The organism is Brevibacterium sp. GP-SGM9 (assembly GCF_047300845.1).
Classification (GTDB): domain Bacteria; phylum Actinomycetota; class Actinomycetes; order Actinomycetales; family Brevibacteriaceae; genus Brevibacterium.
The window spans coordinates 372,437-396,891 of the sequence record NZ_CP178563.1; the positions used below are offsets into that span (position 1 = coordinate 372,437).

Sequence of the window (24,455 nt, forward strand, 5' to 3'; positions counted from 1 at the left end):
AGTGAACACCCCGGCCAAGGCCCCGCTGACGCGTGAGCAGATCCGGGCGCGGGCGACGGAACTCGGCATCGCCGAGGCGCGGCTGCACTTCTTCGACGAATCATCCCTGGCCGCCGCTGGCGGGGTTGGCGGAACCGGCGGTTCCGCGGGTGGGCGTCCCCGCGGGGACGTCGGCGACGACGCCGTTGTGAACGGAAACCTGGGGTCGCTGCACGACTACACGCAGCTGACGGACGTCGCACTGCGCAGCATTCGTGAGCCCGCCGAGGGACTGTTCATCGCCGAATCCTCGAAGATCATTCGGCGCGCCCATGCCGCGGGTCTTGTGCCGCGGTCCTTCCTGACCAGTCCCAAATGGCTCTTCGACCTCGCAGACCTCATCGCCGAACACGATGTGCCGATCTTCATCGGCACCGATGCCGCCGTGGAATCGCTCACCGGCTTCCACCTCCACCGCGGGGCTCTTGCGGCCATGCATCGCCCATCGTTGCCTGCGGTGGCGGAGCTTGTGGCGGATGCTCGGCGCATCGTCGTCATCGAAGACGTCGTCGACCACACGAACGTGGGCGCGATCTTCCGTTCCGCCGCCGCCTTCGGCGTCGACGCGGTGCTGGTCACGCCGAGGTGCGCCGACCCGCTGTACAGGCGCTCGATCCGGGTGTCCATGGGCACCGTGTTCCAGGTGCCGTGGACCCGCATCGAATCCTGGCCCGCCGGGGTCGATGCCTTGCGCGAACTCGGCTTCCACGTCGCGGCTCTGGCCTTGGAGGAGGACTCGGTAGCGATCCGCGACTTCGCCGCTTCGGCACCGGACCGTACGGCGGTGGTCTTCGGCACCGAAGGCGACGGACTGCGGAAGTCGACGATCACGGCCTGCGATTCGACCGTGATGATCCCGATGAGCGGGGGAGTCGATTCCCTCAACGTCGCGGCCGCCTCGGCGGTGGCCTGCTTCGCCCTGCAGAAGGTGTGATTCTGCTCCTGTGTCATGGGCGCAGGCTACGGTGGCATTATGAGTGACTCAATTGAGCTGTACATCACCAAAGACGGCAATACCTCGCTTGAGGTGCGTACGGACGCCGAGACGGTATGGGTCACCAGGCACCAGCTGGCCGTGCTGTACGGCAGAGACGTGAAGACCATCGGCAAGCATGTGGCGAACGCATTACGTGAAGAACTTGCCGATTCTCCAGTTGTCGCAAAATTTGCGACAACTGCCGCCGACGGCAAGACCTATCAGGTCGAACACTATGACCTCGACATGGTGCTGTCTATCGGCTACCGCGTGAAGTCAGCCGAAGGTGTGCATTTTCGCAGGTGGGCGAATGATGCGCTGCGCAGATACGCTATCGACGGAGTAGCGCTCAATGAACGTCGACTGTCGGAAATCGGCAAGATCGTCAACGTGCTTGCTCGTTCGGATGATGAAGTGGTCGCCGGCGTCGCCGACGTGCTCTTGACATATATTCCGAGCTTGACCCTGCTCCGCGATTTCGATCTGGGCCACATCGACCCATTGCCCGAAGCCGAACCCGCCTGGGCGCTCAGTCTCGAGGAAGCGCGAAATATCATCTGGCGCCTGGCTCAAGAGTTCCCGAACGATCGACTGTTCGGCAAGGAGCGCAATGAAGGGCTGGAAGCAGCAATCGGCGCGATTTACCAAGGCTTCGGAAATCAGGAGCTCTACCCGACCGTCGAAGAGAAGGCAGCAAACCTCCTTTACTTCATCGTCAAGGACCACCCGCTCGCCGACGGCAACAAGCGCAGTGCAGCCGCGCTGTTCATCACGTTCCTCGACCGGAACAACGCGCTCGTCAATGGAGATGGCAGCACGCGAGTCGCGAACAACGCACTAGCTGCACTCACCCTCCTGGTCGCGATGAGCGATCCCCAGGAGCGGGACCTGATGATTGCGCTCATCAAACGTATGATCGTGTCGGACACGTAGTGATCCGATTCTCCGAAGACTACGAAAGGACCTCGGTGGACCGCAGCACCCTTGCGAAAGCCCTTGAAGCCGGAGCCATCACCGGCGAAGTCGCCACCCCTCGAGAGAACAACCTCTCCCACATCAGACGCTTCCTCGATCAGGAGCGGCAGTTCGACTTCGGAGTGAAACTCACTCGAGAGTGGGACTATGACGCGGTATTCGCCCTCATGGTCGACCGGTGCGGGCTGCGCCCGGATCCCGACTTCCTCACAGGCGTGGACACGATCTCGACCGAGGCCTGCATCGACGCGCTCGAGAAGCTCGCTGAGGCGGTCGGCGAAACTGCTCGTGCCGAAGGCCGAATCCTCTTCGCGACCGGACATCCGGCCGGTCTGCTGCCCGTGCACATGGCGATCGCGGAAGCGGCGGCAGCCGCGGGGGCACGCATCGTCTCTCAGGATCACTTCATCCCGGTGGCCGAGCTCGGCGGCGATGTCCGACAGATCAGCCGCGTCTGGACCTGGCACCTGCACGGTGGGACCCCGCATACGCATCTGGCCGAACCGATGCACACCCTTCTCGATAACATCGAAGCTCGCGGCGAGGCTCTGCCCGACCTCGTCGTCGCCGATCACGGTTGGGCCGGCGCGGCATCGAGCCGGGGGCTGCGGACGATCGGCTATGCCGACTGCAACGATCCGGCGCTCTTCGTCGCCGAGGCACAAGGGGCGCTCGAGGCTTGCATTCCCCTCGACGACGATGTCGTGCCGAACCTCTATGCCCCGCTCATCGAGTTCGTCCTCGAACGGGCCGGACTGCGCTGAGCTCTACTCGATCTCGTTGGCCAAACCTTCGACCACCTCGGCGCCGGGCAGCGAGGCAAGAGCGGCACCGGAGAGGATGAGCTTCGACCCGCGGATCCCGGAGCCGATGATGAGCTCCTCAGCTTCGGCAACGCGGGAGTCGATGAGCACCCGGTAGTCCGAGGGCAGGCCGATCGGGCCGATGCCGCCGTATTCCATTCCGGATTCGCCGACGGCTCGATCCATCGGCAGGAACGAGGCCTTGCGGACGTCGAGGAGCTTCTTCACGCGCTTGTTGACATCGGCGCGGGTGTTCGCGAGCACCATGCAGGCCGCGATTCTCTCGTCACCGGACCGCGAACCCGCGACCAGCACGCAGTTCGCTGAGGTCTCCGGATCCAGACCCGTGGCATCGAGGAGGGCGGCGGTATCGGCGATCTGGGGATCGATGGCGAAGGCGTCGACCTCGCCGGTGATCGTCGGCAGAGCCGCAGCGGTGGGTTCGGCGAGGAGTTCGGGGGAGGCGGATGCGGGCTGAAGCTCGAATTGCGTGGAGATGCGTTCCTTCGTGGTCATGGCCACAGTTTAGGAGACGCGTCTCGAATCGCATTGCGGGCGTCCATCGGATAGACTGGACTGTCGCTTCGTGTCCGGTTCCTACGGTGCGGGGCGTGTCCAGCAGACGAATTCGGGCACTGGCGGATGGGCAGACCCATACCAGGAGCCTGACAGGATTCAGCAGAGGTAAGAAAATGAAGAAGGACATCCACCCGGAATACGCACCGATCGTGTTCAACGATCTGTCGTCGGGAACCAAGTTCCTCACCCGCTCCACCGCCAAGAGCGACAAGACCATCGAGTGGGAAGACGGCAATGTCTACCCCGTGATCGACGTTGAGATCTCGAGCGCCTCGCACCCGTTCTACACCGGCAAGCAGCGCATCCTCGACTCCGCCGGTCGCGTCGAGAAGTTCAAGGACCGCTACAAGGGCTTCGGCAAGCGCTGAATCCGTCTCGGCTCCGGCCGAGGAGGCGGCATTGCCGTCCCCAACGGTTCCAGATACGAACTGCCCCGCACACTTCGGTGTGCGGGGCAGTTCTGCGTCCGGAGGATTTTTCGGTCAGTCGATGCTCACCGACACCTCGAGTGCGGGCTGAGTGCGAGCCGCAGGGTGGAGCAGCGAGGCCACCCCGGTGGCGTTGTCGAGGCAGTTCGCGATTCCATGCGCCACCTTCTCCTTGGCGGAGACCACGGCTTCACGGATGCTCAGGCCGGTGGCGATGCCGGCGGCAATCGACGAGGCGAATGAGCAGCCCGCACCGTTGACGAGCTTCTCGTTGACCTTGCGCGAGCGCAGCGTCGTCACGCTCTCGCCGTCGTAGAGCACGTCGATGGCGTCTTCGCCGGCCAGGCGGGCCCCGCCCTTGACGACGACGTTCTGTGCTCCCTGACCATGGATGATCTTCGCAGCCTCGACCATGCCCTCGAGCGAGTCGATCGGGTCGAGTCCGGCCAAGGTCGCGGCCTCTTCGAGATTCGGGGTGATGACGGTGGCCAAGGGGACGAGGTTCTCGACGAAGAGGTCCTTGAGATCGACCATCGTGCCGACGCCCTTGCACACCAGCACCGGGTCGAAGACGTACGGCAGCTCGTTGTCCTTGAGTTCCTGGGCGAGCACGAGAGCCGATTCCACGGAGCCGAGCATGCCCGACTTGATCGCGTCGAACCGGTGGACTGCGAGTGCCGATTCGAGCTGACGGTTGACGACCTTGGGTTCGATGAATTCGACGACGTGGGCGAAGCGGTCGGCGGGATCGAAGGTGACGATGCAGGTGACGACGGCGGTGCCGAACGCCCCGTACTCCTCGAACATCTTCAGATCGGCTTCGAGCCCTGCTCCGCCGGAGACATCGGAACCGGCGACGGTGAGCACTTTGGAGGTCATGGTGGTCCTTTCAGGTAAAGCTGACGCGAAGAAGTCTACGCGGGATCAGGCTCCCGCGTAGCCCTGCTGCCGCCATGCCTCATAGATCGCGATCGACGCGGAATTCGCGAGATTGAGGGACCGGCGCGAAGGCAGCATCGGAATCCGCACGGCCAAATCGACATGATCGTCGGAGATGACGGATTCGGGAAGTCCCGTCGACTCCTGTCCGAACAGGAGAACGTCGCCGTCACGGTAGTCCACCTCGGCGAAGGACTGGTCCGTGTGAGTGCTGAACGCGATCACCCGACGCTCGCCGAGGTGGTCCCACAGGTCCGCCAAAGTCGGATGGACCGTGACATGAGCGAGGTCGTGATAGTCGAGCCCCGCCCGCCGCAGCTTCGCATCGGAGAGGTCGAATCCGAGGGGTTCGACGAGGTGGAGGCGGGCACCCGTGACCGCGGCCAGGCGGATGGCATTTCCGGTGTTCCCGGGGATCTCGGGGGTGTGGAAGACGATGTCGATGTTCATATGTCGACCATTTTCTCACCTTTCACCGTCGAGTCGGTTCACGCCGTCAGTTGGTTCATCCCGCCACCCGGTTCACTCCTCTAGTCGGTTCACGCCTCAAGCCGGACGAGCAGGTACCCCTGCCGACTCGTCTCGGGGAATCGACCCGATCGATCGGGTTCGCGTTCGAGGCGCGTGACAGGTGCGAATCCGTGCGGCGCAAGGACCGCGAAGACGTCATCGATCGAGCGTCGGTGGAAGTCGAGGTCGACGTCGAAACCGGCCAGATCGGTGAAATGGTCGACCCGGTCGCCGAGCTGGAATGCCAGTTGGAGGAATCCGCCGGGCCTGAGCACACGAGCCGCCTCGGCGCAGGCGACGTCGAGGTCTGAATCGCTGAGATGGATGCTCGAGTACCAGGACACAGCGCCCGAGACGCTGCTCTCCGCGTAGGGGAGTGCGGTCATCGATCCGGTCGTGAAGGAGAGATTCGGATAGAGGCCTTGGGCGATGGCGACCATCTCCGGGGAGAGGTCGAGCCCCGCCGGAGCAAGGCCGAGGGCGGCGAGGAATGTGGTGATGCGACCCGGCCCGCAGCCGAGATCGAGCGTCTCTGAATGGCCCGTCGCGGCGACGAGTTCGGAGAAGGCCCCGAGGATCGCACGGTCGTGGGGCTTCGCGGTGAGCTCGTCGGCGATCCACTCCGTGTAGGTCGCGGCGATCGCGTCATAGGAGTCTCGGGTTGCGGCCCGACGGTCGCTGCTGCTGTCGTCCATGACGCCAGCGTACCTGCGGGCACCGACATGACATTCCGCCGATGGAGCCGGGCACGTCCCTGACCAGCCGAAACGAACATTAATAGAAGAAATGAAAGGATATGATCCGCGTGCTTTCATCAGTTCGTGTTCTCGTGTCAGTGCCGACCCGTACTGTGAGGGTATGGTTCGCGGTCATGGGGATTCACGAACCACGCCGGCCGGACGGGGCCGCAGGGGAAGGGGAGAGCCATGAAGGAGAAGGAAGCCGCAGATCTCGAGGGGCTCAGCGTCGACCCGCGCGACTACGGAGTGCACGGCGACGGAGAGCGCGAGGGCGGAGAACGCGAGGGCAGAGGACCCGGCAGGAGCGGTTATGACAGCGAGGTGACTGACAGCGGGGCGCCTGGCAGCGCCGGACCCATGGAGGCGGCGGAACCAGGTGCGGAGGCCGAGCTCAGCACTCTCAGCGGGGAGGAGATCGTCGCCGCCATCCAACGCAATATCTCGTGCATCGCCTACTGCCATGCCCGAGTCATCGACCTCATCGATGAGGCGGATCGGCGCGGCCTGTGGGCGCAGTGGGTCGGCGTGAAGTCCCTGCCGCAGTGGGTCATGCACATCGCTTCGGTGACGATGCACACCGCACGAGAGTATGTGCGGGTGATGACCGCCCTGCGGCAGATGCCGAAGGTCAGGCAGAGTCTCGCCGAGGGTGACGTCAGCTATTCGAAGGTCAGGGAAGTCACGCGATTGGGAGAACGGATCGGCGACGAGGAGGCGCTGCGTCTGGCAACGGTGGCCACGGGCAGCCAGATCAGTCGGATCTCGCAGAACTACCAGCAGCTGGCCGCGTCCACCGAGACCGCCGACATTCCCCGTCTGCTGCCCAGCGACACCCTGTCCTTCCGACCGAACGGACCCGGTCGGATTCGCATCACGATCGACCTGGGAGAAGATGAGGCGGGTGAGCTCAACACCATGCTCGAAGCCGCCCGCCAGGCCATCGAAGCGGAGACACGTGAGGACTCCTCTGTCGAGGACGCCGACGAGGACGCCGACGAGGACGCCGCCGACAGCTCGGACTCCGTTCCCGACATCTTCGAGGAAGACTGGTCGAAGGCCCGGGATAACGATGGTGCGGAAGACAAGCCGCGCTACGAGCCGATCTCCCAGGTGATGTGCCTGATGCGAGTCGTCCGCGCCTTCCCTCGCGCGGAATCCGAGGGGGTCGTCGACGCCGACCGCGCTCGGATGCTCGTCCACGCCTCCGCCGAGGTGGTCACTCGCGCCGGCGCCGCCCTCGAGGCCGCCGAGTCCAGCCCCGAGATCCCCCTCGACGATTCGGGTGCAGGGGATTCGGGTGCAGTCGATTCGGGTGAGTATTCGGGTGCGGAGGATTCGGGCGCAGAGAGTTCGGGCGCAGAGGCGGACGAAAACGTCCCCGTGGGGACGTCGGCGGATGCGACCTGCCGGATCGAAGGATTCGGCGGCATCGCCTCGGCGACGGCGGAGCGACTGAGCTGCGAGGCCCTGATCAGCGGAACGATCAAGGCTGCAGACGGGGACGTGCTCATGCTCGGACGGTCGAAGCGGCTGGTCAGCAAGCGCCAGCGTCTGGCGCTGAGTGCTCGCGACATCGGGTGCCAGTTCCCCGGCTGTCGGGCTCGTCGCCGTTGCGATGCCCACCATATCCGGCCCTGGTCGGCGGGTGGGACGACCGATATGGGCAATCTCGTACTGCTCTGCCGCGCTCACCACACGGCGGTCCACATGTTCCAGCTCCGCATCGAACGCACCGGCGCGCCCTTCGCGGGAGCTCTGCAGGCCCCGCCCGCATTCGCCTTCTTCCTGCCCGATGGTTCGGAGCTCCTGCCGCTCGAAAAGGGTCAGATCGGACGGCAGGTGCTCGGCACCGCACGGCTGGTCGAGGTGGCGAAGAGGGCCACGTCCGAAGCGGATCCGTTCACCGTGGGCGGCGGCTACGGATTCGATCTCGACCTCTGCATCGCTTGGATGTTCGAAGCCGAATGGCGACACGCCCGGGGGAACGATGTGGCCGCCTGAATCTTGCCTATTTAGAACACTAGTTCGATAATGGATGTCATGTCAGCAGCACCGGTCGTCGAACAGCTCAGCCGGGAGATGGGAATCTCCACGGCCGCAGCCCTGTTCGACGGAATCCCGCCTCACCCCGTGGATTCCGTGCTGTCGCCGATGTTCCGCCGAGGCGGCCTTCCCCGCGGTGAACTCGTGACCTTCACGGGGGGACAGTCCCTGAGCTGCGCCCTGGCGACGATCGCGGCCGCGACGAAGGAGCGGAAGTGGTGTGCCGGCATCGGGCTCGGAGAGCCGGCGGTGGCCTCCATCGCCGATCTGGGTGTCGACCTCGACCATTTCGTCAACCTCGCGACGCCGTCGGAGGACTGGCTGCGGGTGGTCTCCATTCTCATCGAATCCTTCGACATCCTCCTCGTCGATCCCGGGTTCCTGCCGAGTGCCTCCGAACGCGCCCGTCTGCTGGCCAAGATCCGGGAGCGGCGGATCAGCCTCATCAGCCTGCGTCCGATGTCCGGGAGCACCGAACAGATCGAGATCACGGACACGCAGTGGTCGGGTACCTCGCACGGTCACGGGCGCCTGCGCTCCTGCCTGGTCAGGGCCCGTTCACAGACGGGGATCCACCGATTCCTGCTGCCCGGTCCCACGGGCACACCCGCCGAGGCGCCGTCGGTGACCCAGGCGCCAGCGGTGACCCCGGCACCAGTGGTGACGCCCGTGCACATGACCGCAGACGCGGGGGCACCCGAACCCGTCCCCGCGGGGACCTCTGCGCACGTTCCCGCAGGAGCATCAGTCGGCGTCCCCGCGGGGGCATCTGCCGGCGTCCCCGCGGGGACGCGGACGGGCACGCACCTGAGGCAGGTGATCGGCGGTGTCGGCTGAGCCCGCGCGCACTCTCGTCCTCACGGTTCCCGACTGGCCGGCGGTGGCAGCCGCGGCCGAACGCGATCTCGATCCGAGCACCCCGGTGGCGGTCCTCCACACCGGCAAGGTCGTCGCCGCCAACGCCCCCGCCCGCGCCGCGGGCATCACCGTGGGCAACAACAGGCGAGCGGTCGGCTTCCGTTGCCCCGAGGCTCAGGTCGTGGCCTGGGACGAGGACGTGGACAACAGGCACTTCTCCGCGGGAGTCGGTGCTCTCGAGAGCCTCGTGGCGAGATTCACCCTGCTGGCCCCCGGCACACTGGCGATCCCGCTCTCCTCCCTCAGACACGGCTATGCCGATGAGCCCAGCGCCGTCGAAGCCCTGATCTCCGCGCTCGTGGTCGAGACGGGCTGGGAGTTCTTCCCCGGCATCGCCGACACCGTGTTCGCCGCCGTGCTCGCCGCCGGGCAGGCCCGACGGGTCGAACCGGGAGACACCGTGGAGTTCCTCGCCGTCCAGCCGATCCGGACCCTCGAATACGCCGGGGCCGAGGCGAACGAACTCATCGACGTCTTCTGGCAGCTGGGACTGCGCACGCTCGGGGATCTGGCCCGACTCGAGGCGAAGGACGTGAACTCCCGGTTCGGAGCCTTCGGCCGTCACGTCCACGACCTGGCCACGGGCACCGACAGGCCTGCTCTGCCCGATCACGTTCGTGAGGAGCAGCTCGCCGTCGAACGCGTGCTCGACGAGCCGACGACCCGCAGCGACACCCTCGGCTTCCTCGCCCGCCAAATCGGTGCCGAGCTTCTGGGCAAGGTCCGCCGGCAGGGACTCGTGTGCACGCAGATCACGATCGAACTGGCCGCCGTGGCTGGAGAGTCCTCGAACCGGACCTGGCGGATCGAGGACATGAACGAGAACGCCATCGCCGACCGTCTGCGGTGGCAGGCGGAGGGCTGGCTGGCCGCTTCCGGACACGGGGGAGGCGGGCGCAGCGGAAACGAGCGCGTCGGCGGCACACCCAGCAGGCGCCAGCAGGATCCCGACATCGTCGACGAACCAGCGCCCGACCCGGAGGACTTCTCCGCCGACGGCATCATCTCCCTCACGCTCAGGGCCGCGGAGCTGACCACACCGGTCGGTGCCACGAAGAGCCTGTTCGATGAGAACACCGGGCAGATCACCCACACCCTCGAACGCCTCCAGGGACTCTTCGGCCCGGACGCGGTCCTGGTCCCCGGCCTCCAGGGCGGATGGGATCCGGCCGAGACGAACCTGTGGACCCCGTGGCAGCAGACGGCGACCCCCGTCCGCAGCCCCCGCGCCCCCTGGCCCGGTGCCCTGCACGCACCTCGGCCGACGACGGTCGAACACCTGGCCGTCGATGTGCTCGCCGCGAACGGCCGACCGGTCCAGGCCCGCCCATCGGGTCTGGAGACCGAACCGCGGACGATCCGCTTCCCATCCGGGGACACGGAGACCATCGCCGACTATTCGGGATCCTGGCCCATCGAATCCGGATGGTGGGATCCGGAGAAGGCACGCTATCGGACCCGCCTGCAGGTCGTGACCGAACCGGGCCGAGCACTCCTGCTGAGCAAGGAGAACGGCCAGTGGTACATCACGGGCAGGTACCGCTGAGATGGGATTCTCGAACCCGCGCACCCCGTGGTCGCAGCTGGCTCGCCGACTCGAGGGCAAGCACATTCCCGAGAACGACCAGCACACCCCGGAGCACGACCAGCACACCCCTGAGAGCGACCAGCACACCCCGGAGGACGGTCAGCGTGCCTATAAAGGCGACCAGCACACCTCCGCAGAGAACCACACCGGCAAGCGCGTCGCAGACCGGCAGATCGTCGACAAGCACGCCGACGGCTCCGATGCCCCCGCCTTCGCCCGACCCGACCGCTACCGCGTCTCGGTGGGCCCCGGAGGCTCCGACGGGCCCGGTCGGTATCTCGGTCCCGCCCCGTCGGCAGGGCAGGGCACCGGCGCCGGACCGGTCCTGCGGACCTCTCGCGTCGAATGGGCGGAGCTGCACGTGCACTCCCAGTTCAGCTTCCTCGACGGGGCCTCCGACCCCGAAGAGCTCGTCGCCGCCGGTGCCGCCGCCGGTCTGAGCTCCCTTGCGCTGACCGATCACAACGGTCTCTACGGTGCGGTGAGATTCGCCCATGCCGCCGCCGAGGTGGGCCTGCCCACCGTCTTCGGAGCCGAGCTGTCCGTGGGGCTGAGTGAGAAGATCCCCGGCCAGACCGATCCCGATGCCACCCATCTGCTCGTCCTCGCCCGCGGTGTCGAGGGATACCACCGGCTCTCACAGGCCATCACCGAAGCCAACCTGGCCGGTGAGAAGAACCGCCCGGTGTTCGACCTCGAGGAGCTCGCGGCCATGAGCGGGGACTGGACGATCCTCACCGGCTGCCGCAAGGGACCGCTGCGCAGAGCCCTCGACGATGCCGACGGGGGCCTCGGTGCCCTGCGCAGGCTCATCGCGCTGTTCGGACCCGACCGTCTCGCCGTCGAACTCAGCCGAGACGGCACCCCGGATGACGACGAACGGCTGGGCCACCTCGGCGACCTGGCCCAGCGTACGCACCTGCCGGTGGTCGCCAGCAACGGTGTGCACTTCGCCACCCGGGCGCAGTGGAAGTCCGCGCAGGTGAGGGCGTCGGTGCGGTCCCGTCTGTCCCTCGACGAACTGGCCGGATGGCTGCCGGCGACGGCGAGCGCCCGCATCCACACGGGGGAGGAGATGGCCGTGCGCTTTCCCCGTCGGGCGCTGGAGAACGCGGTCGCCATCGGTCAGGAATGCGCATTCACGCTGAACTCGGCGCGCCCGGATCTGCCCCGGGCACCGATGCCCGAGGACCGTGGGGCAGAGGAGTACCTGCGCGCACTCATCGCCGAACGCGGCCGGCGTCGCTACGGGACGCGGACGGAGAACCCGCGGGCCTGGGCGCAGCTGGACCGGGAGATGAGCCTGATCGCGCAGCTGGGCTTCTGCGGATACTTCCTCATCGTCTTCGACATCACCGAGTTCTGCCACCGGTCGGCCATCTTCTGTCAGGGGCGGGGCTCGGCGGCGAACTCCGCGGTCTGCTACGTCCTCGGCATCACCGCCGTCGATGCGGTCAAACACGAACTCCTCTTCGACCGGTTCCTGTCCCCGGACCGCAAGGGCTACCCGGACATCGACATCGACATCGAATCGGGCCGTCGGGAGGAGGTCATCCAGTACGTCTACGACCACTTTGGCCGCGACCGGGCCGCTCAGGTCGCCAATGTCATCACCTACCGGGCGAAGTCGGCGATCCGGGATGCCGCCTTCAGCCTCGGCTATGCTCCCGGCCAGCAGGACGCATTCTCGAAGACGAGCAACCGGTGGACGAGCCTGCCCGATCCCACCGACTCACCGGTCCCGGCTCCTGTGCTCGCCGTCGCCGGTGACCTCCTCGGCTCGCCTCGCCACCTGGGCATCCACTCGGGCGGAATGATCCTCGCCGACCGACCCATCGGCGAGGTGGTCCCGATCGAGAGAGCCACGATGGGCCACCGCACCGTCGTGCAGTGGGACAAGGACGACTGTGCGGCCATGGACCTCGTGAAGTTCGACCTGCTGGGGCTGGGCATGCTCACCGCGCTGCACGAGATGGTCGATTTGGTCCACCGGCACACGGGCGAGCACATCGACCGGGCGACCATCGACGACGATGACGAGGCCGTCTACGCGATGCTGCGCCGAGCCGATGCGATCGGAGTCTTCCAGGTCGAATCGCGGGCCCAGCTGGCGACCCTGCCGCGGCTGAAGCCCGAGAACTTCTACGACCTCGCCGTCCAGGTCGCCCTCATCCGGCCCGGACCCATCCAGGGCGGGTCCGTCCACCCCTACATCCGGCGGAGGCAGAAACTCGACGCGGTCGAATACCTCCACCCGCTGTTGGAGAAGTCTCTGGCCAAGACCTACGGGGTGCCGCTGTTCCAGGAGCAGCTCATGCAGATGGCCATCGACGTCGGCGGCTTCACCGGGGCCGATGCCGACCAGCTGCGGCAGGCCATGGGCTCGCGCCGCTCGGAGCGGCGAATGGCCGAGCTGGCCGAGAAGTTCCGGACCGGAGCCGCGGCCAAGGGAGTCGAGGAGGAGACCGCGGAGGCGATCTTCGCCACCATCGCCGCCTTCGCGAACTACGGCTTCCCTGAATCGCATGCGATCAGCTTCGCCAACCTCGTCTACCAGTCCGCGTGGTTCAAATACCATCACCATGCGGCCTTCACCGCGGGGCTGCTGCGCAGCCAGCCGATGGGCTTCTACTCCCCGCAGTCGCTCGTCGCCGATGCGCGCCGCCACGGAGTGGAGATCCTGCCCGTCGACATCCGGCACTCACAGGCCGAGGCCGACCTCGAACGCGTCCCCGCGGGGACGCCGGAAAGGACAGGGACCGCCTCGGCGGGGGAATTCGGGATCCGACTGGGACTCGACTCGGTCACCCATGTGGGCGCCTTCGCCGAGGTGATCGTGGCCGAGCGCGCACGCGCGGCCTTCACCTCGGTGGCGGATCTGGCCGAGCGGACCGGGATCGGCAAGCAGGCCCTCGAGGGCCTGGCCACGGCGGGGGCCCTGCGCGGATTCGACCTCGACCGCAGGCAGGCGCTGTGGGTGGCCGGGGGAGTCGCGGGTGCCCATCCGGGGGTGCTGCCGGGCACGGCCACGATCAGCTCGGCGCCGAGCCTGCCGAGCATGGACGTCTTCGACACCACCCTGGCCGAGCTGTTCTCCACCGGGATCACCGTCGACGGCTACCCGACCGAGATGCTGCGAGCCTCCCTGACCGCACGCGGCTACGCGTCGACAGCCGATGCCGCGGCGGCCGAGGACGGAACCCGGATGACCGTCGCCGCCATCGTCACCCACCGGCAGCGCCCGGCCACCGCCTCGGGGATCACCTTCATCAACCTCGAGGACGAATTCGGGATGCTCAACGTCGTGGCCACGGCCGGGCTGATGAAGCGATTCCGCACGGTCGCGACCTCACGCAACGCACTCGTGGTCACCGGCCTGATCCAGCGCGGGGGAGAGGTCGTCAGCCTCTACGCCCACAAGCTCATCCCGCTCGAGGTGCAGCTGCCGACGAAGTCCCGCAATTTCCGCTGACGGACGGTGCGCAGCTGTGACACGTGTGACGAAACATGACGGACCGTGACACGAAGATGACACCTGCGAACCCGCGGAACCCGAACGTCGATGACAGTAGTGGGAACACCAGGCAGCATCAGCAGAGGAGAGATCATGACCCAGTCATTCGAGACCCGCCAGATCCACGCCGGCCAGACCCCTGACCCGGTGACGGGATCGCGCGCGCTTCCCATCCACCAGACCACCTCGTACGTCTTCAACGACAGCGCGCACGCGAAGGACCGCTTCGCCCTGGCCGACATCGGACCCGTCTACACCCGCATCACCAACCCCACCACGGAGGTCGTGGAGAACCGGATCGCGGACCTCGAAGGCGGAGTCCACGCCGTGCTCACCGCCTCGGGGCAGTCGGCGGAATTCCTCTCCATCACCAACATCGCCGGTGCCGGTGACCACGTAGTGGCCAGCTCGAGCCTCTACGGCGGCACCTACAACCTGCTCGATGTGACCCTGCGCAAGCTCGGCATCGAGACCACGTTCGTCGACGTCGACGACCACGAAGCGTGGAAGAACGCGGTTCAGGACAACACGAAGCTCTTCTTCGCCGAGGTCGTCTCCAACCCTCGTTCGGACGTCCTCGACATCGAGGCGGTCTCGACCATCGCCCACGAAGCCGGCGTCCCCCTCATCGTCGACAACACCCTGGCCAGCCCCTACCTCGTGCGTCCGATCGAATTCGGCGCCGATGTGGTGGTGCACTCGGCCACCAAGTACCTCGGCGGCCACGGCAGCTCGATCGCCGGAGTCGTCGTCGACGGCGGTACCTTCGACTACGGCACCGATGCCGAGAAGTTCCCCGGCTTCAACACCCCCGATGACTCCTACAACGGACTCGTCTACACCCGTGACCTGGGCGCGGATTCGCCCTTCGGCGCGAATGTGTCCTACGGACTCAAGCTGCGGGTCCAGCTTCTGCGCGACCTCGGTCCCGCAGCAAGCCCGTTCAACGCTTTCCTCATCGCCCAGGGACTCGAGACGCTGAGCCTGCGCATCGAACGCCACGTCGAGAACGCCCAGAAGATCGCCGCCTACCTCGAGTCCCACGAGCAGGTCAGCCGCGTCGCCTACGCCGGACTCGAGTCGAGCCCCTGGAATGGACTGGCGAAGAAGTACCTGCCCAACGGCGTCGGATCCGTGCTGGCCTTCGACATCGCCGGCGGCTACGACGCGGCCGTGGCCTTCGTCGACGCCCTCGAGCTGCACTCGCTCGTGGCGAACATCGGCGACGTCCGCTCGCTCGTCATCCACCCCGCCTCGACGACGCACTCGCAGCTGGATGAGCAGGCTCAGGCCGCCGCCGGCGTCAACCCGGCACTGGTGCGCCTGTCCGTGGGCCTCGAAGGCATCGACGACATCATCGCCGACCTCGACAAGGGCTTCGCCGCCGCGGCAGCGAACGCATCCGCCGCAGCCTGAGATGACCACCCAGAGCACCTCCGTCGAGCGGATCCTCGGCTTCGTCACGGACTCCGGACACACGTTCGGCACCGTTGAGGTCGCCTACGAGACCTTCGGCACCCTCAATGCCGACCGCAGCAATGCTGTCCTGGTCGAACACGCATTGACCGGCGACACCCACGTCACCGAATGGTGGCCGGGTGTCGTCGGTCCCGGCGAAGCGATCGACACCGATGAGTACTTCGTGGTGTGTGCGAATTCGCTCGGCGGGTGCTCGGGAACCACCGGTCCGCAATCGACCTACGATGACGGTCTGCCGTACGGCTCACGCTTCCCAGCGGTGACGATCCGGGATATGGCCCGGCTCGAGCACAATCTCGCCCAGATCCTCGGCATCGATTCCTGGCACGCCGTCATCGGCGGATCCATGGGCGGGGCGAGGGCGCTGGAGTTCGCGCTGCTCGACCGGCGCAAGGTCGGCAAGTGTGCGATCATCGCGGCTCCGGCGTTCTCCGAGGCCGATCAGATCGCCTGGGCGATGATGCAGGAGCGCGCCATCGAACTCGACCCGAACTACTATTCGGGCGACTACACCGCCGTCGGCCGGTTTCCGGCCCAGGGGCTCGGCCTGGCCCGCCAGATCGCGCACCTGACCTACCGCAACGATGCCGATCTCAACCTGCGCTTCTCCCGGCGTCTGCAGGACACCGACTACTACGAGGTCTCCTCCTACCTCGACTATCAGGCGAAGAAGCTGACGGGACGCTTCGACCCGCACAGCTATCTGGTGCTGACCAGGGCGCTGCGCGATCATGATGTGCGCACCGGTCGCTCGAACGATCTGCGCACGGCACTGTCCCAGGCCTGCACCGATAATCTCGTCGTCTCGGTCTCCTCGGACCGTCTCTACACTCCGATGCAGGTCGAGCTGCTCGCCCAGAACCTGCCGGGACGCGTGACCCATCAGGTCATCGACTCTCCCGTCGGGCACGACGGGTTCCTCACCGAAGGTGCGAAGATCTCGGCAGCGCTGCGGGAGTTCCTCGCCGCATGATCCCGGGGCCGCCGGGCTCGAGTCCGCCCGACCACCGGGCTCGAGTCCGCCTGAACACCGCCGACAACGAACACCACCGACAAAGGCATCCGGCCGGCAACGCTGTGATCAGCGCTGCCGGCCGGATGCCGTTGCGTGTGGGAAGCCATGCCGCCCTGACGGGATGCCATGCCGCCCTGACGGGAAGCCGGGCCTCCCGCCCAGTGTCGGTCTACTTCGCGGCCTTCGCCTTCCGGGCCGGTCCCTTGCCTGCCGATCCCTTGCCCGCTGCTTTGCCCTCGGTCTTCGCGGCAGCCTTGGCGGCCTTGCGCAGCTGCTTCTCCTCGATGGGGAAGTCCTGCTGCGCACGGGCATGCCGGTAGTAGTCGGCGGCCTCGGTCTGACGCTTGGCCTCGATGCCGGTGGCGATCGTCGCCCGACGGTGGACATCCTCATAGCCGAAGGCATCGACAAGGTCGAGAGCGTTCGCCGCGAGCTTCGCACACAGACGGTTGAGCGTCTCGGTCAGCTGGCGGGCACGCAGCATCGGCAGCCGGCCGTACATCAGGTGCCAACCGACGTGCTTCTCGATGAGGGTGAGCCCGTAGGTGTCGCGCAGCCGACGGAAGACCTTGGCCTGATCGGCATCCTCCTGCTCCCGCATCGCCTCGTCGAGGGCCTTCCACTTCTCCAATTCGACATAGGCGCGAGCCATCTCGATGAACTCGTGCTGCTGGGAGTTGAACAGCTCCGCGGCATCGGCCGTCGACATCTTCGTGGCCGGGCGCAGCGCCTGGGCCAGGCCGGAGACCATGACCTCGAGCCGGGTTTCGAGCAGCGAACGCTGCAGGCGGCCCGACCGGATCCGCTTGTCGCTGAGATTGCGGGTGAAGACGTCGGAGATCGCCAGGCCGGCATTCGCCAGACCCGTGCGGTAGAGCGTGTGCTCGGCGGCCTGGGTGCCGATGAAGCGGGCAGCGCCCCCGACGTCGAGGTGCGCGAACTCCTTGGCGTAGTCGCCGAGGATGCGCTTGCCCACGAGCTGCAGCAGGACCGTGTTGTCGCCCTCGAAGGTGGCATAGACATCCAGATCGGCACGCAACCCGACGAGGCGGTTCTCGGCCATGAATCCGGCACCGCCGCAGGCCTCCCGGCATTCCTGGATGACGTCGAGGGCCATCCAGGTCGAGTCGGCCTTGAAACCGGCCGCGCGCGTCTCGAGCAGCGCCCGGTTCTCTTCGGAGTCATCGGACCCGGAGAAGACCTCTTCGAAGGAGGTCAGCAGCTTCTCGTGTGCCAGCGCCGAGGCATAGACCTCGGCGATCGCGGGCATCAGGCGACGCTGGTGCTGCTGATAGTCCAGCAGCGTGGTCTCGTGGATGTCGGAGACGGAGTTGAACTGCTTGCGTTCGAGTCCGTAGCGGACCGCGATGTCGAGGGCGATCTTCGAGGCGACGATGGAGGCGCCGTCAAGCGATACGCGACCCTGGACCAGAGTGCCGAGCATCGTGAAGAAGCGGCGGCCCGGGGACTCGATGGGGGAGGAGTAGGTTCCCTCCGCGGTGACGGCACCGTAGCGGTTGAGCAGGTTCGCACGCGGGACGCGGACCTCATCGAAGGCGATGCGTCCGTTGTCGACGCCCTTGAGCCCGCCTTTGAAGGCATCGTCTTCGATGCTCACACCGGGCACCGGCTCTCCGGCCTCATCGCGGATCGGCACGAAAAGTGCGTGCACCCCGTGGTTGACACCGGCGGTGATCAGCTGGGCGAAGACGACGGCGGCACGCGCATCACGGGCGGCATTGCCGATGTACTCCTTCGTCGCGGCGCGGAAGGGGGTGTGGATGACGAATTCCTCGGCCTCGGGATCGTAGGTGGCCGTGGTCGCGACGGAGGCGACATCGGAGCCGTGCCCGATCTCGGTCATCGCGAAGGAGCCGAGCAGCTTGCCCTGCTGCGCGTCGACCAGCCACTTCTCGTGCTGCTCGGAATCGCCGAGGTGGAGGATCGCTCCGCCGAAGAGCCCGAACTGCACCCCGGCCTTGATCTGCAGGCTGGGGGAGGCGGTGACGGTCTCCTCGAAGCCGGCGACGTTCGTCGCATGTTCGTTGCGACCGCCCATCTCCGGGGGCAGGCTGACCATCGGCAGGCCCGTGTCGGCCATGAGGCCGACCCCGGTCAGCGTCCGCGCCCGCGTGGTCTCGAGATCGTCGGCGGGATCCTCGTGGGTGATCGACTCGTGTGCAAGCTCGCGGCCCCTGCGCCGGGCGGCCGCCCAGCGACCGTCGAGCACGGAGTTGATGGCCTGCGGATCGAGATTCAGCTTCATTCTTCTACTCCTAGTTGTGCGGGCAGTGATGCCCAGAGCCAATGGCTGATGAGGGTGGCGAAGTCCTCGGGACGGTCCGGATCCGCCAGCCAACTCTCGGTGGCGGCCCTGACGAAGCCGATCGCTCCCGCCGCCCACAGCCGTGCGGGTTCGCCGTCGAGTTCGAGGCGATCGGCGAGCAGGGAGGCGATCGAATTGAAGAAGCCGCCGGTCTCCGCCGGAGCGAAGCGATTGACCGCCGTATCGCAGAAGCGATAGACGGACGGGGAATCGGCGGCGAGGGTGACGAAGGCGCGGATCATCTTCGTCAGCGCTTCCTGCGCCGAGGCGGCCGTGGCGTCATCGAGAGAGCGGGAGATGACGTCCATCGCCCATTCCCCCATGGCCGCCTGCAGTCCCGCACGGTCAGTGAAATACCGGTAGAGCACCGACTTCGTCGTGCCCGAGTATTCCGAGATCTGATCCATGGAGAGCTCGTCGCCGTGTTCGTCGACGACATGCCGGACGGCCCGCAGCAGCTCGCGGCGTCTCTGGTCGCGATGCTGCTGCCACCGAGTCGAGCGGCCGTCTGTGAGCGATTTCATGTGACAGACGGTATCAGGTACTGTCGGTAACAGTTAAATCCACGACACGGAGGTGCACATGTCCACACCCACCCAGCGCGCCGTCATCCTCGGCGGCAACCGCATACCGTTCGCGCGGTCGAACAAGCAGTACTCCAAGGCCAGCAACCTCGACATGCTCACATCCGCCCTCGATGGGCTCGTGGCTCGCTTCGGCCTGGCCGGAGAGGCCATCGGCGAGGTCGCCGGAGGTGCCGTCCTCAAGCACTCGAAGGACTTCAACCTCACGCGTGAGGCCGTGCTCGGCTCGGCTCTGGCGCCGACGACACCGGCATTCGATGTCGGCCAGGCCTGCGCGACCGGGCTCGAGACGGTCGTCAGCCTCAACAACAAGATCAACGCCGGACAGCTCGAGTCCGGCATCGCCTCCGGCGTCGATTCGGCCTCGGACGCCCCGATCGTGATCAACGATTCGATGCGAGAGATCCTGCTCGAACTCTCCCGCGCCAAGACGATGACCCAGCGCGCGAAGATCGCCGCCCAGATCCGTCCCGCCTACCTCGCCCCGCAGGCCCCGTCGACCGGTGAGCCGAGGACGGGCCTGAGCATGGGCGAGCACCAGGCGATCACCACCGCGGAGTGGAAGATCAGCCGTGAGGACCAGGACGAACTGGCACTGGCCTCGCATCAGAACCTCGCCCGAGCCTGGGACGAGGGCTTCTTCGACGATCTCGTCACCCCGTACCTCGGGGTCAGTCGGGATACGAACATGCGTGCCGACTCCACACTGGAGTCCCTGGCCAAACTCTCCCCGGTGTTCGGACGCAAGCTGGACGCCGAGGCGACGATGACGGCCGGCAACTCCACCCCGCTGACCGACGGCGCCTCTTCGGTCCTCCTCGGCAGCGAGGACTGGGCGCGCGACCACGGCTTCACGCCGCTGGCCCGCCTCGTCGACGCCGAGGCCGGAGCCGTGGACTTCGTCGACGGCGCCGAAGGTCTGCTCATGGCACCCGCCTACGCCGTGCCGCGTCTCCTGGCCCGCAACGGCCTGACCTTCGCCGACTTCGATGTCTTCGAGATCCACGAGGCCTTCGCCTCGACCGTGCTCAGCCACCTCGCGGCCTGGGAGTCCGAAGAGTTCTGCCGCGACAAGGTCGGCCTCGACGGCGCCCTGGGCACGATCGACCGGACGAAGCTCAACCCCCTCGGCTCCAGCCTTGCGGCCGGGCACCCCTTCGCAGCGACCGGCGGACGCATCATCGCCTCGACCGCGAAGTATCTCAAGACCACCGGCAAGAAGCGGTCGCTGGTCTCGATCTGCGCCGCAGGCGGCCAGGGACTCACCGCGATTGTGGAGGCAGCATGAAAGACACCTATCTCAACCTCGTCAACGGTCCGCTCAAGCAGGTCGCCAAGTCGCTCGGCCTGCCCCAGCCGGTGCCGCTCCAGCGCTTCGCCTCGACCCCGGAGAGCTACCGGTCCAAGCCCGTCCTCGTCCTCGGCTCCGGCCCGGACGCGCAGGGGCTCGCCGATCTTCTGCTCGCCAACGGACTCGAGGTGCGCCGCCACGCGAACTCCGGTGAATCGCTGCGGGCGATCATCGCCGTCCTCGACGATGCCTCTGCCCCCACCGATCTCTCGGCCACCGTCCTCGAGGTCGGAGCCGCCCTGCGTTCGCTGGCCAAATGCGGTCGCGTGATCACCATCTCGACGGCCCCGAACCCGGCGCAGCAGAGCCCTGAACGCGCCGCCGCCACACAGGGCATCACCGGTCTGACCCGGTCGCTGGCCCACGAGATGCGCGCCGGATCCACGGCCAACGGCATCCTCCTCGACGGTGTCGACCTGCAGGCGCCCTCGGTCGCTGCGGCCCTGTGGTTCCTGCTCTCGGGCAAGTCGGCCTACGTCTCCGGGCAGTTCATCACCGTCTCCTCCACGGCCGGGGACGCTCTGAGCCTGGAGGAGTTCATGTCCACCGGTCAGGCCGGGCCGCTGGCCGGTCGCACCGCGGTGGTCACCGGAGCCGCCCGCGGCATCGGTGCGGCGATCGCCCGCAACCTCGCCCGCGACGGCGCAAGCATCATCGGTGTCGACATGCCCCAGGCCGGACAGGCCCTGGCCGAGGTGATGAATGAGGTCGGGGGCAGGTCGCTGCAGCTGGACATCACCGCCGACACCGCCGCCGAATCCATCGCCGAGGCGGTCGGCGGCACCGTCGACATCCTCGTCCACAACGCCGGCATCACGCGCGACAAGATGCTCGCGAACATGGACGCCTCACGGTGGGATTCGGTGATCGCGGTCAACATCGCCTCCCAGGCGAGGATCAACGCCGAACTGAGCCGGCGCGGACTCTTCGCCGAAGGCGCGCAGGTCGTGTCCCTGGCCTCGACCTCGGGCATCGCCGGCAACCGCGGGCAGACGAACTATGCGACCTCGAAGGCCGGGGTCATCGGACTCATGGCCGCCTCGGCGCAGGACTTCGCCGAGCGCGGCGGGTCGATCAATGCCGTCGCCCCGGGATTCATCGAAACCGATATGACCGCGAAGATGCCGACCCTGACCCGGCAGGTCGCCCGCCGGCTCTCGAGCCTGCAGCAGGGCGGTCAGCCCATCGACGTGGCCGAGACCATCGGCTTCCTCGCCTCGGCGGGGGCGCGGGGAATCAACGGGTCGACGCTGCGCGTGTGCGGCCAGAACATGGTAGGTGCCTGATGGCCAAGGATTCGATGCTCCCGATCTACGCGAAGGCCGTGCTCAAGGCGCTGCCGATCGGTCCGAAGACGGGCCCCGAGCTGCCCACCCGGTCACTCGACCGGAGCATGCCGATCGAGGCCGAGGCCTACGCCGGTTTCACGAGTGTCGTCGGGGCGCCGCTGCGCGACGCCGTCCACCCCGGCTACCTCCATGTGCTCGCCTTCCCGCTGAGCATGCAGCTGCTCAGCGACCCCGAGGTGCCCGTGCCGATGCTCGGCATGGTCCACATCCACAACGCCATCGACGTTCTCCGCCCGGTGCGCATCGGTGAGGTCGTGGACTTCCACGTCGAACTCGGCGGCCCCTTCGAGCACACGAAGGGCACAACGATCGAAGTCCTCGTCGAGGCGAAGGTCGAGGGTGAGACGGTGATGCGTGAGACCACGACCTACCTCGCCAAGGGGCGGAAGCTGGCCGGCGCCGAGGCGAAGGCACAGATACCGCACGCGAACTTTACCGCCCCGCAGGCGACGGCCCTGTGGCGGCTCGATCCGATCATCGGGCAGCGCTACGCCCGGGCCTCGGGGGACTATAATCCGATCCACCTCAGCGGTCTGGCTGCGAAGGGATTCGGCTTCCCGCGGCTGATCGTCCACGGCATGTACAGCGCCTCCCGGGCCCTGGCTGCCGTGGATCCCCGGCTCGAGGCCTACCGCTGGGAGGTGTCCTTCGCCAAGCCCATCCTGCTGCCGTCGACGGTCGGATTCGCGATCACCGAGGGCCGTCGGCACGAGGCGGCGGACTTCGCCGTCTTCGACCTCAGATCGGGCAAACCGCACGTGCTCTCAGCAGTCACGGAACTGCCTGACTGAGGGTGTGAGTGCGGTGCATCACAATTGCCCGAATTGATTTTGCACCGCCCGAAACCGCGTGTAAAGTAATCTCTGTTGCCAGCGCGGGTGGCGGAATTGGTAGACGCGCTAGCTTGAGGTGCTAGTGCCCAACTTATCGGGCGTGGGGGTTCAAGTCCCCCTCCGCGCACAATGTGATGTGTCGCGACATCGTTCCTACGATGTCGCGGCACATTTCTCATTTCTGGCCCGGGTATGTCTCACGTCATCGTTCCCCTCATGTCTCGCGTCATCGTTCCTTTCTGGGCTGATAGTTCTTCTCGGCATCGATGAGATGCTCGGCGATGATTGCTCCTGTCCCTCGCTCGATGACCATCGTTTCCCGGCCGTGGATGAGTAAGAGAACTCTCTGCCGCGCATATGCCCGACCGATGCCTAGGTGCCGGAGCCTTCCTGCAAACCGTAGGCTGATCTTTCCGTTGGCATCGACTCTGTCGTAGCGGATCCGCCAGACTTGATCGCGCGTTTCGACTAGAGGCTGAGCTTTCGCAGTTGCGTTGTAAACAGCCTGGGGTGTGCGTCTTCCGATGGCCCGGTGGGGGCGCTGGGTGTTGTAGATGTGAGCGAAGCGGTCCAACTGCTCGTTGAGCGCCTCGATCGTGTCGACGAGTCCATCAGCTTTCAGCCAGCGTTTGAGTGTCTGGTGGTAGCGCTCGATCTTGCCCTGGGTGGTGGGTTTGCTCGGTCCGCCGTTCTTCTGCTTGATGTTCAGGTCGGTGAGGAGCTGCTCGAATCCGTTGGGTTGGTTCGGGGTCCCGTCGTGACCGCGGGCGAAGCGGGTGGTGTAGACCATGCCGTTGTCGGTCAGTGTCGATGCTGGGGGCCCGAATGCGTCCATGGTGTGGGTGAATGTGTCGATGACGACGAGCCCGGTCACTGGGGTGTGGGCAGTGGCATGGAGGAGCATCCGTGAGTGGTCGTCGAGCCAGGAGATGATTTCGGTATCGGTGTCATCAGCCAGGGGCCAGTGGGTGAAGTCGGATTGCCATGTCTCGTTCGGTGCTGCGGCTTCGAACCGGTGTCAGGACGAGCGGGGACGTTTCTGGGGTTGATCGGTGACTTTGTCGTTGCGGCGCAGGATGCGCCAGATCGTGGTCGTGCTGGGACGGGTGTCTTTGGGGAGTCGGTCCCAGATGGATTCGGGTCCGGCATCGAGTCCCTGGGCGATGAGCGTGGAGCGGAGATTGAGGATCGCGGTGATCGTGGTCTGGTCGGTGGAGTTGGGGTTGGTGCGGGGTCGTCGTGATTGAGTGTCGACGGCGTCGAGGCCGCCGGTCTGGAAGCGGGTCATGAGGGTGCGGATCCAGCGAGTCGAGACGTCGAAACGGTGGGCGGCCTCGGTTTGGGTGAGTCCGGTTTCCGTGATGGCGAGGATGATTGCGCGATTCTTGTTGGGATCGGTCATAACGGAACGATGTCGTGGGACACCTGCGGAACGATGTCGTGACACACCAGAGGTGTGATGTCGT

General features: G+C 66.4%; 21 protein-coding genes and 1 tRNA gene. 14 read left to right on the plus strand and 8 right to left on the minus strand.

What is annotated here, in order from left to right:
* Position 1 precedes the first annotated feature (1 nt).
* The 3 genes from ACH82I_RS01590 to ACH82I_RS01600 are packed head-to-tail and all read left to right on the plus strand — an operon-like array spanning position 2 to position 2,754.
* On the plus strand, positions 2-973 hold the full coding sequence (locus ACH82I_RS01590; RefSeq protein WP_413335054.1) for a TrmH family RNA methyltransferase: 972 nt from the start codon (positions 2-4) through the stop codon (positions 971-973).
* A gap of 39 nt (positions 974-1,012) precedes the next feature.
* Positions 1,013-1,948 (plus strand): RhuM family protein, encoded by a 936-nt coding sequence (gene rhuM, locus ACH82I_RS01595; protein WP_413335056.1) that lies wholly within the window; start codon positions 1,013-1,015, stop codon positions 1,946-1,948.
* Positions 1,949-1,983: 35 nt separating this feature from the next.
* Positions 1,984-2,754, plus strand: coding sequence for a phosphatase (locus ACH82I_RS01600; protein WP_413335058.1), 771 nt, complete (start codon positions 1,984-1,986; stop codon positions 2,752-2,754).
* Positions 2,755-2,757: 3 nt separating this feature from the next.
* On the opposite strand, the gene ACH82I_RS01605 is transcribed toward ACH82I_RS01600, so the two are convergent.
* Positions 2,758-3,309 carry a YbaK/EbsC family protein gene (locus ACH82I_RS01605; protein WP_413335060.1) on the minus strand — a complete coding sequence of 184 codons (552 nt, stop codon included), beginning with the start codon at positions 3,307-3,309 and terminating at the stop codon, positions 2,758-2,760.
* Positions 3,310-3,485: 176 nt separating this feature from the next.
* On the opposite strand from ACH82I_RS01605, the gene ACH82I_RS01610 reads away from it, so the two are divergent.
* Complete coding sequence (locus ACH82I_RS01610; RefSeq protein ID WP_230744050.1) at positions 3,486-3,740, plus strand: type B 50S ribosomal protein L31; 255 nt, start codon at positions 3,486-3,488, stop codon at positions 3,738-3,740.
* A gap of 114 nt (positions 3,741-3,854) precedes the next feature.
* Here ACH82I_RS01610 and thiD read toward each other — a convergent pair whose 3' ends face one another.
* The 3 genes from thiD to ACH82I_RS01625 form a co-directional block, all read right to left on the minus strand.
* Positions 3,855-4,679 carry a bifunctional hydroxymethylpyrimidine kinase/phosphomethylpyrimidine kinase gene (thiD, locus tag ACH82I_RS01615; protein ID WP_413335063.1) on the minus strand — a complete coding sequence of 275 codons (825 nt, stop codon included), beginning with the start codon at positions 4,677-4,679 and terminating at the stop codon, positions 3,855-3,857.
* A gap of 45 nt (positions 4,680-4,724) precedes the next feature.
* Complete coding sequence (locus tag ACH82I_RS01620) at positions 4,725-5,189, minus strand: tRNA (cytidine(34)-2'-O)-methyltransferase (protein ID WP_413335065.1); 465 nt, start codon at positions 5,187-5,189, stop codon at positions 4,725-4,727.
* An 89-nt stretch (positions 5,190-5,278) separates the two neighbouring features.
* The gene (locus ACH82I_RS01625; RefSeq protein ID WP_413335067.1) at positions 5,279-5,944 is read right to left on the minus strand and encodes a class I SAM-dependent methyltransferase; all 666 of its coding nucleotides are present in this window, start codon (positions 5,942-5,944) and stop codon (positions 5,279-5,281) included.
* 231 nt (positions 5,945-6,175) lie between these two features.
* Between ACH82I_RS01625 and ACH82I_RS01630 the strand changes: the two genes are divergently transcribed.
* The 6 genes from ACH82I_RS01630 (at position 6,176) to metX (ending at position 16,504) form a co-directional block, all read left to right on the plus strand.
* Positions 6,176-7,990, plus strand: coding sequence for an HNH endonuclease signature motif containing protein (locus ACH82I_RS01630; RefSeq protein ID WP_413335069.1), 1,815 nt, complete (start codon positions 6,176-6,178; stop codon positions 7,988-7,990).
* A 39-nt stretch (positions 7,991-8,029) separates the two neighbouring features.
* Complete coding sequence (locus tag ACH82I_RS01635) at positions 8,030-8,869, plus strand: porin (RefSeq protein ID WP_413335071.1); 840 nt, start codon at positions 8,030-8,032, stop codon at positions 8,867-8,869.
* Positions 8,859-10,496, plus strand: coding sequence for a DNA polymerase Y family protein (locus tag ACH82I_RS01640; protein ID WP_413335072.1), 1,638 nt, complete (start codon positions 8,859-8,861; stop codon positions 10,494-10,496). The genes ACH82I_RS01635 and ACH82I_RS01640 overlap by 11 nt, the downstream gene beginning before the upstream one ends.
* Position 10,497: 1 nt before the next feature.
* Positions 10,498-14,010, plus strand: a complete 3,513-nt coding sequence (locus ACH82I_RS01645; protein ID WP_413335074.1) for an error-prone DNA polymerase — start codon at positions 10,498-10,500, stop codon at positions 14,008-14,010.
* Positions 14,011-14,145: 135 nt separating this feature from the next.
* The gene (locus ACH82I_RS01650; RefSeq protein ID WP_413335076.1) at positions 14,146-15,468 is read left to right on the plus strand and encodes an O-acetylhomoserine aminocarboxypropyltransferase/cysteine synthase family protein; all 1,323 of its coding nucleotides are present in this window, start codon (positions 14,146-14,148) and stop codon (positions 15,466-15,468) included.
* 1 nt (position 15,469) lies between these two features.
* Positions 15,470-16,504: a homoserine O-acetyltransferase MetX gene (gene metX / locus ACH82I_RS01655; RefSeq protein WP_413335078.1), complete on the plus strand. Its 1,035-nt coding sequence runs from the start codon at positions 15,470-15,472 to the stop codon at positions 16,502-16,504.
* Between the two features lie 211 nt (positions 16,505-16,715).
* On the opposite strand, the gene ACH82I_RS01660 is transcribed toward metX, so the two are convergent.
* Positions 16,716-18,812, minus strand: coding sequence for an acyl-CoA dehydrogenase (locus tag ACH82I_RS01660; protein WP_413335080.1), 2,097 nt, complete (start codon positions 18,810-18,812; stop codon positions 16,716-16,718).
* Entirely contained in the window at positions 18,809-19,396 is a 588-nt protein-coding gene (locus ACH82I_RS01665; protein ID WP_413335082.1) for a TetR/AcrR family transcriptional regulator, read from the minus strand. Before ACH82I_RS01665 ends, ACH82I_RS01660 begins: the two co-directional genes overlap by 4 nt.
* A 58-nt stretch (positions 19,397-19,454) precedes the next feature.
* Here ACH82I_RS01665 and ACH82I_RS01670 point away from each other — a divergent pair, with 58 nt between their 5' ends.
* The 4 genes from ACH82I_RS01670 (at position 19,455) to ACH82I_RS01685 (ending at position 23,116) form a co-directional block, all read left to right on the plus strand.
* The gene (locus ACH82I_RS01670; RefSeq protein ID WP_413335084.1) at positions 19,455-20,744 is read left to right on the plus strand and encodes an acetyl-CoA C-acetyltransferase; all 1,290 of its coding nucleotides are present in this window, start codon (positions 19,455-19,457) and stop codon (positions 20,742-20,744) included.
* Entirely contained in the window at positions 20,741-22,093 is a 1,353-nt protein-coding gene (locus ACH82I_RS01675; protein WP_413335086.1) for a 3-oxoacyl-ACP reductase, read from the plus strand. The genes ACH82I_RS01670 and ACH82I_RS01675 overlap by 4 nt, the downstream gene beginning before the upstream one ends.
* Positions 22,093-22,947, plus strand: a complete 855-nt coding sequence (locus ACH82I_RS01680) for a MaoC/PaaZ C-terminal domain-containing protein (RefSeq protein WP_413335088.1) — start codon at positions 22,093-22,095, stop codon at positions 22,945-22,947. Before ACH82I_RS01675 ends, ACH82I_RS01680 begins: the two co-directional genes overlap by 1 nt.
* An 81-nt stretch (positions 22,948-23,028) precedes the next feature.
* Positions 23,029-23,116, plus strand: a tRNA-Leu gene (locus tag ACH82I_RS01685).
* A 99-nt stretch (positions 23,117-23,215) separates the two neighbouring features.
* On the opposite strand, the gene ACH82I_RS01690 is transcribed toward ACH82I_RS01685, so the two are convergent.
* On the minus strand, positions 23,216-23,947 hold the full coding sequence (locus tag ACH82I_RS01690; RefSeq protein ID WP_413336792.1) for an integrase core domain-containing protein: 732 nt from the start codon (positions 23,945-23,947) through the stop codon (positions 23,216-23,218).
* Positions 23,948-24,007: 60 nt separating this feature from the next.
* Entirely contained in the window at positions 24,008-24,391 is a 384-nt protein-coding gene (locus tag ACH82I_RS01695) for a helix-turn-helix domain-containing protein (protein ID WP_413335090.1), read from the minus strand.
* Positions 24,392-24,455 lie beyond the last annotated feature (64 nt).